Here is a 10929-nt window from a genome sequence, read left to right on the forward strand (position 1 = left end):
ACCCACTACAGAAATTATAGAGCCTTTTTTTGTGCACTAAATTGGACAGTTTAGGTGATAAAAAGTCCCCAACATTCTGTGCTGGGGACTAACATCTATTAGTTGTCAAAAGTGACTTCTTTAACGAGGTTATCTAGGAATTTTTCTCCCATTTTAGAGAGGGTTGCCTTTTCATGCTTCAAGTAAACAATATCAATTTCATCATCAATATCAAGCGGGATAGAGACAATGTTATCTCCATTCAAATTACTATTTAAAATACCTGTAGCAATGGTGTAACCATCCAAACCAATTAATAGGTTGAAGAGTGTCGCGCGGTCTGAAACCACGATGGATTTTTTATGGGGAATCTGAGAGAGGATTTCTTCAGAATAGTAGAAGGAATTATGAATCCCTTGGTCGTAACTAAGGTATGGGAAGTCTTCTAAATCTTCTAAAGAAACAACTTCATGCTTAGCCAAGGGATTTGACTTGCTGACAAAGATATGTGGTCTAGCTTTGAAGAGACTGGTATATGTGAGACGGTTGTCGTCAAACATCTTAGTCAAGACATCTCGGTTATAGCTGTTAAGGAAGAGAACACCAATTTCTGAACGGAAGTTCTTAACGTCCTCAATAATTTCGTAAGTACGTGTTTCACGTAAGAAGAGTTCGTAACGTGTCATATCAGCTCTTTTGAGAAGTGAGACGAAAGCATTGACAACAAAAGCGTAGTGTTGAGAGGAAACACTAAACAATTCACGTGTTTCTGTGTGACTCTTGTAACGTTCTTCCAAGAGATTCGTTTGTTCCACTACCTGACGGGCATAAGAGAGAAATTCAACGCCATCCTTGGTTAAGGTGATTCCTTTAGGGTTACGGATAAAGATATCAATTCCCATTTCTCTTTCCAAGTCACGAACAGCATTTGAAAGACTTGGTTGTGTGATGAAAAGTTGTTTTGCGGCTTCATTCATTGAGCCGGTTTCGACGATTTTGATAATATAATGTAATTGTTGAATTCGCATAGCCTTATTATAGCATATTTTAAGGATTATTCCTTAGGATAAGAGGCGAGTAAAAGGTCTTTTTAGGACTATACCAATTTTTATACTTGACAATGTCAAATATATGGAATATACTGTCCTCGTCAAGCTTTTTAAAGAGCTTATTGACTATACCAATTTTAAATAAAGGAGACATGACCTCTTTGATTTGAGGTTATTATTAAAAATATGTGTGGAATTGTTGGTGTTGTAGGTAACACAAATGCAACTGATATCTTGACTCAAGGACTTGAAAAGCTAGAATACCGTGGTTATGATTCAGCTGGTATCTTTGTAGCTGGCGATGCATCTAGTCAATTAGTTAAGGCTGTTGGCCGTATTGCGGAACTTGCTGCTAAAACTGAAGGAGTAGAAGGTACAGCCGGTATTGGACATACTCGTTGGGCAACTCATGGTAAACCAACAGAGGACAATGCTCACCCACACCGCTCAGAAACAGAACGTTTCGTTTTGGTTCACAATGGTGTTATTGAAAACTATCTTGAAATTAAAGAAGAATACCTTTCTGGTCACCATTTCAAAGGTCAAACCGATACTGAAATTGCAGTTCACTTGATTGGAAAATTTGTTGAAGAAGATGGTTTGTCAACTCTTGAAGCATTCAAGAAAGCTCTTCACATTATCCGTGGATCATATGCCTTTGCCCTCATGGATTCTGAAGATGCCTCAACAATTTACGTGGCAAAAAACAAATCTCCACTTTTGATTGGTCTTGGTGATGGCTATAACATGGTCTGCTCAGATGCCATGGCTATGATTCGCGAAACTAATCAATACATGGAAATTCACGATCAAGAGTTAGTTATCGTGAAAGCTGATAGTGTTGAAGTTCAAGATTATGATGGCAATGTAAAAGAACGTGATAGCTATACAGCTGAACTTGACCTATCTGATATTGGTAAAGGCACATACCCTTACTACATGCTCAAAGAAATCGATGAGCAACCAACAGTGATGCGTAAGCTTATCCAAGCCTACACAGATGATAAGGGGCAAGTGACTGTAGATGCTGATATTATCAAGGCTGTTCAAGAGGCTGATCGTATCTATATTCTTGCGGCAGGAACATCATATCATGCTGGTTTTGCTTCTAAGAAGATGCTTGAAGAGTTGACAGATACACCAGTTGAGCTTGGTATTTCTTCTGAGTGGGGTTATGGTATGCCACTCCTTAGCAAGAAACCTCTCTTTGTCTTTATTAGCCAATCAGGTGAAACAGCAGATAGCCGTCAGGTTCTTGTTAAAGCTAACGAGTTGGGGATTCCAAGTTTGACAGTGACAAACGTTCCGGGATCTACTCTTTCTCGTGAAGCTGACCATACAATGCTTCTTCATGCTGGCCCAGAAATTGCCGTAGCTTCTACTAAAGCTTACACTGCTCAGATTGCGGCTCTTGCCTTCTTGGCTAAAGCAGTCGGTGAGGCTAATGGTAATGAAAAAGCTAAAGCTTTCGACTTGGTACATGAATTGTCACTTGTAGCACAATCTATCGAATCAACACTCTCTGAAAAAGAAGTCATTGACGAGAAAGTGGCAGCTCTTCTTGCAGAAACACGTAATGCTTTCTACATTGGTCGTGGTCAAGATTACTACGTTGCGATGGAAGCTAGTCTTAAATTGAAAGAAATCTCATATATCCAATGTGAAGGTTTTGCAGCAGGTGAGTTGAAACACGGAACGATTGCTTTGATCGAAGATGGTACACCTGTTATTGCGCTCTTGTCTGACGCTGTTCTTGCTAGCCATACTCGTGGTAACATCCAAGAGGTGGCAGCACGTGGTGCTAAAGTGTTGACTATTGCTGAGGAAAATGTTGCTAAAGAAGGTGATGACATCGTTCTTAATAACGTTCACCCTTACTTGTCACCAATTTCTATGGTCGTACCAACACAATTGATTGCTTATTTTGCAACACTCCATCGTGGACTCGACGTCGATAAACCACGTAACTTGGCTAAATCAGTTACTGTTGAATAAAAATACCAACATCTCTTACAGTGTAAGGGATGTTGTTTGTTTTTATCGTTTTCACCCTTGCTTAATTAGGAAATCTAAAGTAGAATAGTATTTATATCACAATCTTAGGAGAGAATTATGTCATTACCAAATTGTCCAAAATGTAACTCAGAGTATGTTTATGAAGATGGAATCTTGCTTGTATGTCCTGAATGTGCCTATGAGTGGGATCCAAACGAAGTTGCAGAAGAAGAAGGACTTGTGGTTCTTGATAGCAATGGCACACGTCTTGCTGACGGTGACACTGTTACAGTTATCAAAGATTTGAAAGTTAAAGGTGCGCCAAAAGATATTAAACAAGGCACACGTGTTAAAAATATTCGTTTGGTTGAAGGTGACCACAACATTGATTGTAAGATTGATGGTTTCGGTGCTATGAAACTTAAATCTGAATTTGTTAAGAAAATCTAAATAAGCTTTAGAGATGCAAGACTTAAGTATTGTTTGTTTCTCAGGACAGACTATTTATGTCTCTCAGGAGTGTGACTATGAACTCATTTTGAAAAATGGGTCTAGTCGCACTCCTTTTTACTATTTTCAAAATCTTATATCATTTTTTTTAAAAATTTGGTATAATATTCAACAATACTAAATAATTATAGGAGTTTATATGTCATACGTTTTGGAAGTATTACCAGCCCTTTTGAACGGTGCGGTAGTCACACTTCAAGTATTCTTCATTGTTATCGTACTGTCGATTCCATTAGGGATTGTACTTGCTTTCTTAATGCAGATTAAATTCAAACCTTTAAATTGGTTACTCACCCTTTACGTTTGGATTATGCGTGGAACACCCCTCCTTTTACAATTGATCTTCGTTTATTACGTTCTTCCGAGTGTTGGGATTGTCTTTGATCGTCTGCCAGCTGCTATTCTTGCTTTTACGCTTAATTATGCAGCTTATTTCGCAGAGATTTTCCGTGGTGGAATCTTGGCTATTCCGAAAGGGCAATACGAAGCAGCAAAAATGCTTAAACTTAGTCCTTTCCAAACTATCCGCTACATTATCCTTCCTCAGGTGGTTAAGATTGTCTTGCCAAGTATTTTTAACGAGATTATTAACTTGGTTAAGGATTCATCATTGGTTTATGTGCTTGGGGTTGGAGACCTTCTTTTGGAAAGTCGTACCGCTGCGAACCGTGATGCGACCCTAGCACCGATGTTTGTGGCTGGAGCTATCTATCTTATCCTTGTGGGTGTGGTGACTGTGGCTTCGAAACACATCGAAAAGAAATTTAACTATTATAAATAGGAGACCTTATGTTAGAATTAAAAAATATTTCCAAGCAATTTGGTCAACACAAAATCTTTGATAACTATAACCTAACTGTCGAAGAAGGGAAAATCTTGGCTATTGTCGGACCATCCGGTGGTGGTAAAACGACTCTCTTGCGTATGCTAGCAGGACTTGAAAGCATTGATTCAGGACAAATTATTTATGAAAATGAAGAGATTCCTTTGGATCAGATGGAAAGTCGTAACTTGTTAGGTTTTGTCTTCCAAGATTTCCAACTGTTTCCACACTTGACAGTCTTAGACAACCTAACGCTTTCGCCAATTAAGACGATGGGAATGTCTAAGGAAGATGCCCAGAAAAAAGCTCAAGCCCTACTTGACCGTTTAGGTCTGGGAGCTCACGGAAATGCTTATCCTTACTCTCTTTCTGGGGGACAAAAACAACGTGTTGCATTTGCGCGTGCTATGATGATTGATCCGAAAATTGTCGGTTATGATGAACCAACATCAGCTCTTGACCCTGAGTTACGTCAAGAAGTAGAGAAATTGATTTTGCAGAATCGTGAGACTGGGATTACACAAATCGTTATCACTCACGATATGCAGTTTGCACAGCACATCGCCGATGAGATTGTCACTATCAATCCAAAATAGTGAGGATTTTCCATGAAAAAAATAGTAAAAACGATTTTGTTAGGCTGTCTTGTCATTTTGCCTTTGTTTGTGCTATCAGCTTGTAGCTCGCGTTCACATTTTGCAACTCAGAAAGACCAGTGGCAAACCTATACCAAAGAAAAGAAAATCAAAATTGGTTTTGATGCGACCTTTGTTCCTATGGGATATGAGGAAAAGGATGGTAGCTATGTTGGTTTTGATATTGATCTTGCCACTGCAGTTTTTAAATTGTATGGTATTGATGTCGAATGGCAGGCTATTGACTGGGATATGAAAGAAACAGAACTGAAGAATGGGACAATTGATCTCATTTGGAATGGTTACTCGGTCACGGATGAGCGTAAGCAGTCTGCAGGCTTTACAGAGCCTTATATGGTCAATGAACAAGTACTGGTAACCAAAAAGTCTTCGGAAATTGATTCTGTTGCAGGAATGGCAGGTAAGACCTTAGGTGCCCAAGCAGGGTCTTCCGGTTATGATGCTTTCAATGCTTCTCCGAAGATTTTGAAGGATATCGTCGCTAACCAAAAAGCAGTCCAATATTCGACCTTTACTCAGGCCTTGATTGACCTTGATAGTGGACGTATTGACGGCCTATTGATTGACCGTGTATATGCTAATTACTACTTAGAAAAATCAGGAGTTCTGGATCAGTATAATGTCATGCCTGCTGGTTATGAGGGTGAAAGCTTTGCTGTAGGTGCTCGTAAGGCAGATAAGACACTGATTAAAAAAATCAATCAAGGATTTAGAACCCTTTATAAAAATGGAGAATTCCAAAAGATTTCTGACAAATGGTTTGGTGAAGATGTTGCCACCGACCAAGTTAAAGGGAAAAAATAGAAGGATAACAACATTCTAGAAGGGATGTTGTTATTTTTTTGTGGAAAATACTTGAAATAAAACAAGTTATATTTTATACTAATGTTAGTTTATAAACTAACGAAAGGGTGAGCATGGGATATTTTGATTATTCAAGAGAACCGCAAAGTGATATTGCTTTTGTAGATATGAAATCTTTCTATGCGAGTGTAGAGTGTGTTGAACGTGGGTTACACCCTCTTAAGACTTCTCTATGTGTGATGAGTAGGGCTGAAAATGCTAATGGCTTGATACTAGCCTCCTCGCCCATATTTAAGAAGGTTTTTGGCAAGTCAAATGTTAGTCGTTCTTATGACTTACCTTTTGACATTCATTCTCGTAAGTTTCACTATTATAATGCCAAAAAGCAGGGACTTCCAACGGATAGAGATTTTGTAGATTACATCGAATCTTGGGCTAAGGTTACCTTTATCGTTCCTCCTAGAATGGATCTCTATATAAAAAAGAATATCCAGATTCAACACATTTTCCAGAATTATGCCAGTGTTGAAGATATTCTTCCTTATTCCATTGATGAGGGTTTCATTGATCTCACGTCGTCACTGAATTACTTTATTCACGATAGAACAGTTACAAGAAAAGATAAGTTAGATATGATTTCAGGGCGTATTCAAAGAGATATTTGGAGGGAGACAGGTATTTACTCGACAGTTGGGATGTCTAACAGCAATCCCTTATTGGCCAAGTTAGCTCTTGATAATGAGGCAAAACATACGGCTACTATGAGAGCCAACTGGTCCTATGAAGATGTTGAGACTAAGGTTTGGAATATTCCCCATATGACCGATTTCTGGGGGATTGGAAAGCGGATGGAGAAGCGTTTAAACAAGTTGGGGATTTTCTCTATTCGAGAACTTGCTAATAGCAATCCTGATACTCTTAAAAAGGAGTTAGGTATTGTGGGCTTAGACCTCTTTTTTCATGCCAACGGTATTGATGAGAGTAATATTCATAAACCTTATAAACCAAAGTCACATGGCTTAGGAAATTCCCAAATCTTGCCACGAGACTATGAGCGTCAAGCTGATATTGAATTGATTCTAAGAGAGATGGCAGAACAGGTAGCTATTAGGTTAAGACGAGCCCATAAGAAAGCTTGTCAAGTTTCCATTAGTATTGGGTTTTCAAAGTTAGAGGGCAAGCGTTCGCTACAAGCACAGATGAAGATTGAACCTGCTAATAATACAAGAGTACTAATAAGCCATGTCATTGAACTCTTTAGGAAGAAATATCAAGGAGGGGCTGTTCGAAGTGTCAGTGTCTCTTATGCAAATTTTGTAGATGAAAGGCTTCAAATTATTTCTTTATTTGATAATCCAGATGACATTGATAAAGAAGAAAGACTTCAGGCAGCTATAGATAGTATTCGACAGGAATTTGGCTTTACGACAATTCAAAAAGCAACTGCTTTACAGGAGGCATCTAGAAGTCTTGCTCGAAGTAAGCTTATTGGTGGACACTCTGCTGGAGGATTAGATGGCTTAAAATGATAGACCGTAGTTACCTTCCCTTTCAATCAGCTAGGGAACATCAAGATAGGGGAATGATGAAGTGGATGGGCTTTTTCTTATCAGAACATACAAGTTCCCTACATGAAGATAAGACTAAAGAAAATTTTAGGAGTCATTTGGATGATTTAGAGAAGTTTACTTTATTAAACCAGCTTTATTCAGGTCAATTATTGGGAAATTTCCAGATAAAGGATCAAGGTAGGCGCTGTAGATGTAGTGGCTATGTGGTCGACTTGGGTTTTAATCAAGTTATCATAAAATCTTGCAAGCGATATAAATGTATTCGAACAAAGGATATATTAGAAATTAGTTTGGGGGTTGAAAACATAGATGAGGAAGAGAAAAATTTATGATGATAAACTTCAAATTGATTATTTTTCTGATAGCTATTTAAAATTTGAAGAAGACTTTTATCGCTATTCTGCCATGGATATTCCCTTAACCTTTTTGACGGATGATATTATGAGGGAGATGGCTATCAGTCAAAAGAATTATTTTCTATTAAATAAAGAGAATGCCAGAGATGGACGCAATCATTATTTCCATTTTGAAGTCAGCCTAGTTGATTCCAAGACACTTGTGAGACAGTATAGATATCTTGGAAATGATTGAACCTTAGCAATATCAGCAGCAGAAATAGTACTTATTGAACTATTGAACTTGTATAGAGAGTTTTGCAAGCTAAGAAATTCTTTATGTAAGCGCTATAATGAAGGTGTTAAAAGTTGTCATATGGAGGTAATTAAGATGAGAGCAGTTGTTGTTAATCAAGCAAGTACAGGTGTTGAAGTTGTTGATCATGAAAAACCAGCAGTAGTTGGTCATGGTCAAGCTTTGGTTAAAGTTGAGTACTGTGGCGTTTGCCATACTGACCTTCATGTAGCTCATGGAGACTTTGGCCAAGTACCAGGTCGTATACTAGGCCACGAAGGAATTGGTATTGTTGAAGAAGTTGGCGAAGGTGTTGAGACACTTAAAAAAGGTGATCGCGTATCAATTGCTTGGTTCTTCGAAGGATGTGGCCACTGTGAATATTGTACAACTGGTCGTGAAACACTCTGTCGTTCTGTAAAAAATGCTGGTTATAGTGTTGATGGTGGTATGAGTGACTATGCTGTGAAAGTTCCAGAAGGACTTAATCCAGCTCAAGCTTCATCTATTACTTGTGCGGGAGTTACAACATATAAAGCTATTAAAGAAGCTAAAGTTGAACCTGGTCAATGGGTAGCTATTTATGGTGCTGGAGGACTAGGTAACTTGGCTATTCAATATGCTAAGAAGGTTTTCAATGCACGAGTAGTAGCTGTTGATATCAACCAAGATAAACTTGATTTGGCTAAAGAATCTGGCGCTGATTTAGTGGTGAACGGTAAAGAAGTTGAAGATGTAGCAGGCTATATCCAAGAAAAAACTGGTGGTACACACAGTGCTGTTGTAACAGCGGTTTCTAAGGTTGCTTTCAACCAGGCTATCGATAGTGTACGTGCTGGTGGAACAGTCGTTGCGGTTGGTCTCCCATCTGAATATATGGAGCTCTCAATTGTCAAAACAGTTCTAGATGGTATCCGTGTTGTTGGATCTCTTGTAGGTACACGTAAAGACTTAGAAGAAGCCTTCGACTTCGGTGCACAAGGATTGGTAGTACCGGTTGTTGAAACTGTTCCTGTTGATACAGCAGTAGAAGTCTTTGATCAAATGGAAAAAGGTGAAATTCAAAGACGTAAAGTATTGGATTTCACTAAGTAAGCAAACATCTATCTATGCTATCCTGACTATGTGAAGAGTAGGGTGGTGTAAACTTGAACTGATACTAGAAAGTTAGACAAATAATTTAAGTGAAGGATTTAGTTCTCTACTATACAGGACTAGGTCCTTTTAGTTTTACCTTAATTCGTTTGTTGTTGTAATATGTACTGTCCTCAAAAAGATAGACAAAATTTTATTCATTTGAAAAGTAGTAAAAAAGTTATATAATGATTTCGTAAATAAAGAGTTAAAGAATATTATCATTTATAACAAGGAGTATGAAATGGATTCTACCAACTTGGACTCGGAACTATTCATAGAGTTTAAATCACGTGGGAAACGATGCCAACTTTTATATATATCCGATAGCCATAGTGAAGGGTTATATGAGATTGTTTCTACTGAACGAGAACGTCTTGCTATGTGGCTTCCTTGGGTGGATGAAATGAAAAGTGTTAAAAATGAAAAAGCGTTTATAAAGTATGCACGAGAAAAAATGGAGCGCAATGAGTTATTTATGTTAACAATTTGCATCAATCAGAAACCAGTAGGGATGATAGATATACATAATATTGATTTACAAAAATATCAAGCCGAAATTGGATATTGGATATCAGAAAAATATGAAAATCAAGGTTTTGTAAAGCAGGGATTAAAAGAATTAATAAAAATCATTCCATCCAAATTTAAAATTGATAAGCTTTTGATTTATATAGATGTTGAGAATGTTAAAAGTAAGTTTATACCAATCAGTTTAGGTTTTAAAAAGGAAAGCGAAATTTCCCAATTCGAGTTCTATAATGGATCCTATCATGATTTTGAAATTTATGGGCTAAATGTGAATGAAGGAAATATAGCAAATGATTAAAGTGAATTTTTTTACAAATAAATAACTATCAGAGAGTTTTGATTTTACCCCATTATCTAGGTATGATGTAAGAGTTAGTATTGAACATCAGAAAAGCAAAAATTTTTCTGACCCCATAACATTGCTTATTGATTTATTTTTGTAATTAAGATATAAAAAATCCCCACCAGAAAGAAATTCTGGTGGGGTATTTGGTGGGGAACCAAATATAGTGAATAGATTTTTAGGTTTTATAATCCCGCAGTGGGTTTACCCACTACAGAAATTATAAAGCCATTTTCTGAAATTTTCGTTATATTTAGTAGTATATTGCGTCTATTATTCTATCTTTATATTTATTTATGTTCTATCTCTTTATTTATAAAATCTTTTAGTAATTTTGTTGTCTTCTGTTGTTTCAATAAATAACCTATTTGCCCAATACTTAATTTTGGCAATTTAGAGGTAATAAGTTTATAAGTACTTTCAATTTCTTTGTCAGTATAATTTATAATTTTTCTCATGTCAGATACGGAAATGTTGTTGAGAATGCTAGTGTGTATTCTTTTTTATCTTCTTCTGTATCATAGATTATAATACTATTTTTCAATTCATTAATAGCATAGCAATCACTAATTGGAAATGCTATTTTTAAAAATTTGAATAATATATAATCTAAAGAATCTTTATAAAAATAGTAGTAACTTGCACCTTGAATTGTTGGAGCTAATGGAGATAGATTAGGACTTGGAACTAAAGAACGCCCTCCATCTAAATAGTTCAATAGCCGTTCGTCAATGATAAGCGTCCTATACCGTAGCTCAAGTCGAAGCCAACTAATTTTAAAATTGACTTGGCTCATACTATACGCTTCAACCTCAAACCGATTTTCTGAGTCCTGAGATAGGCGCATGTGAAAATCAGGATTCAAATTATATATCTTGAATTGTCAAATTAAGTGCATACTTTC

At 37.0% G+C, this 10929-nt stretch carries 12 protein-coding genes and 1 pseudogene; 10 read left to right on the top strand and 3 right to left on the bottom strand.

Translation table 11 applies throughout. The annotated features are described in order from the left end of the window. Positions 1–98 precede the first annotated feature (98 nt). Positions 99–1007 (bottom strand): LysR family transcriptional regulator, encoded by a 909-nt coding sequence (locus HMPREF2877_RS02290; RefSeq protein WP_002891090.1) that lies wholly within the window; start codon positions 1005–1007, stop codon positions 99–101. A gap of 207 nt (positions 1008–1214) precedes the next feature. Here HMPREF2877_RS02290 and glmS point away from each other — a divergent pair, with 207 nt between their 5' ends. From glmS to adhP, 9 genes are all read left to right on the top strand, one after another. Then, complete coding sequence (gene glmS / locus HMPREF2877_RS02295) at positions 1215–3023, top strand: glutamine--fructose-6-phosphate transaminase (isomerizing) (RefSeq protein WP_013990493.1); 1809 nt, start codon at positions 1215–1217, stop codon at positions 3021–3023. Between the two features lie 117 nt (positions 3024–3140). Next, the gene (locus HMPREF2877_RS02300) at positions 3141–3473 is read left to right on the top strand and encodes a zinc ribbon domain-containing protein YjdM (protein ID WP_002891088.1); all 333 of its coding nucleotides are present in this window, start codon (positions 3141–3143) and stop codon (positions 3471–3473) included. Positions 3474–3672: 199 nt separating this feature from the next. Next, positions 3673–4314 carry an amino acid ABC transporter permease gene (locus HMPREF2877_RS02305; protein ID WP_002891087.1) on the top strand — a complete coding sequence of 214 codons (642 nt, stop codon included), beginning with the start codon at positions 3673–3675 and terminating at the stop codon, positions 4312–4314. 8 nt (positions 4315–4322) lie between these two features. Continuing rightward, positions 4323–4952: an amino acid ABC transporter ATP-binding protein gene (locus HMPREF2877_RS02310; RefSeq protein ID WP_013990494.1), complete on the top strand. Its 630-nt coding sequence runs from the start codon at positions 4323–4325 to the stop codon at positions 4950–4952. Between the two features lie 12 nt (positions 4953–4964). Further along, positions 4965–5816: an amino acid ABC transporter substrate-binding protein gene (locus HMPREF2877_RS02315; protein WP_070578497.1), complete on the top strand. Its 852-nt coding sequence runs from the start codon at positions 4965–4967 to the stop codon at positions 5814–5816. 113 nt (positions 5817–5929) lie between these two features. Next, positions 5930–7345: a Y-family DNA polymerase gene (locus tag HMPREF2877_RS02320; RefSeq protein WP_070578500.1), complete on the top strand. Its 1416-nt coding sequence runs from the start codon at positions 5930–5932 to the stop codon at positions 7343–7345. Continuing rightward, complete coding sequence (locus HMPREF2877_RS02325) at positions 7342–7719, top strand: hypothetical protein (protein ID WP_070578503.1); 378 nt, start codon at positions 7342–7344, stop codon at positions 7717–7719. The genes HMPREF2877_RS02320 and HMPREF2877_RS02325 overlap by 4 nt, the downstream gene beginning before the upstream one ends. After that, positions 7697–7978 (top strand): DUF5960 family protein, encoded by a 282-nt coding sequence (locus tag HMPREF2877_RS02330; RefSeq protein ID WP_002891080.1) that lies wholly within the window; start codon positions 7697–7699, stop codon positions 7976–7978. Before HMPREF2877_RS02325 ends, HMPREF2877_RS02330 begins: the two co-directional genes overlap by 23 nt. 135 nt (positions 7979–8113) lie before the next feature. Further along, positions 8114–9112, top strand: coding sequence for an alcohol dehydrogenase AdhP (gene adhP, locus HMPREF2877_RS02335; RefSeq protein WP_070578507.1), 999 nt, complete (start codon positions 8114–8116; stop codon positions 9110–9112). A 109-nt stretch (positions 9113–9221) separates the two neighbouring features. Here adhP and HMPREF2877_RS11440 read toward each other — a convergent pair. Beyond that, positions 9222–9278: pseudogene (locus HMPREF2877_RS11440) on the bottom strand (IS3 family transposase); the annotation flags it as partial. A gap of 117 nt (positions 9279–9395) precedes the next feature. Between HMPREF2877_RS11440 and HMPREF2877_RS02340 the strand changes: the two are divergent. Next, on the top strand, positions 9396–9980 hold the full coding sequence (locus HMPREF2877_RS02340) for a GNAT family N-acetyltransferase (protein ID WP_070578510.1): 585 nt from the start codon (positions 9396–9398) through the stop codon (positions 9978–9980). A gap of 499 nt (positions 9981–10479) precedes the next feature. Here the strand turns inward: HMPREF2877_RS02340 and HMPREF2877_RS11055 are convergent, their stop codons facing one another. Further along, positions 10480–10890 (bottom strand): hypothetical protein, encoded by a 411-nt coding sequence (locus HMPREF2877_RS11055; protein WP_070578514.1) that lies wholly within the window; start codon positions 10888–10890, stop codon positions 10480–10482. Between the last annotated feature and the right edge of the window lie 39 nt (positions 10891–10929).

It is taken from the genome of Streptococcus sp. HMSC072D03 (genome assembly GCF_001812855.1).
GTDB lineage: Bacteria > Bacillota > Bacilli > Lactobacillales > Streptococcaceae > Streptococcus > Streptococcus salivarius_D.

What these genes read in the sequence shown, in the direction of transcription:
- adhP (WP_070578507.1), top strand. Translation starts at nt 8,114, where the DNA reads ATGAGAGCAGTTGTTGTTAATCAAGCAAGTACAGGTGTTGAAGTTGTT.
- HMPREF2877_RS02300 (WP_002891088.1), top strand. Translation starts at nt 3,141, where the DNA reads ATGTCATTACCAAATTGTCCAAAATGTAACTCAGAGTATGTTTATGAA.
- HMPREF2877_RS02315 (WP_070578497.1), top strand. Translation starts at nt 4,965, where the DNA reads ATGAAAAAAATAGTAAAAACGATTTTGTTAGGCTGTCTTGTCATTTTG.
- HMPREF2877_RS02340 (WP_070578510.1), top strand. Translation starts at nt 9,396, where the DNA reads ATGGATTCTACCAACTTGGACTCGGAACTATTCATAGAGTTTAAATCA.
- HMPREF2877_RS02290 (WP_002891090.1), bottom strand. Translation starts at nt 1,007, where the DNA reads ATGCGAATTCAACAATTACATTATATTATCAAAATCGTCGAAACCGGC.
- HMPREF2877_RS02310 (WP_013990494.1), top strand. Translation starts at nt 4,323, where the DNA reads ATGTTAGAATTAAAAAATATTTCCAAGCAATTTGGTCAACACAAAATC.
- HMPREF2877_RS02320 (WP_070578500.1), top strand. Translation starts at nt 5,930, where the DNA reads ATGGGATATTTTGATTATTCAAGAGAACCGCAAAGTGATATTGCTTTT.
- HMPREF2877_RS02325 (WP_070578503.1), top strand. Translation starts at nt 7,342, where the DNA reads ATGATAGACCGTAGTTACCTTCCCTTTCAATCAGCTAGGGAACATCAA.
- glmS (WP_013990493.1), top strand. Translation starts at nt 1,215, where the DNA reads ATGTGTGGAATTGTTGGTGTTGTAGGTAACACAAATGCAACTGATATC.
- HMPREF2877_RS02330 (WP_002891080.1), top strand. Translation starts at nt 7,697, where the DNA reads ATGAGGAAGAGAAAAATTTATGATGATAAACTTCAAATTGATTATTTT.
- HMPREF2877_RS02305 (WP_002891087.1), top strand. Translation starts at nt 3,673, where the DNA reads ATGTCATACGTTTTGGAAGTATTACCAGCCCTTTTGAACGGTGCGGTA.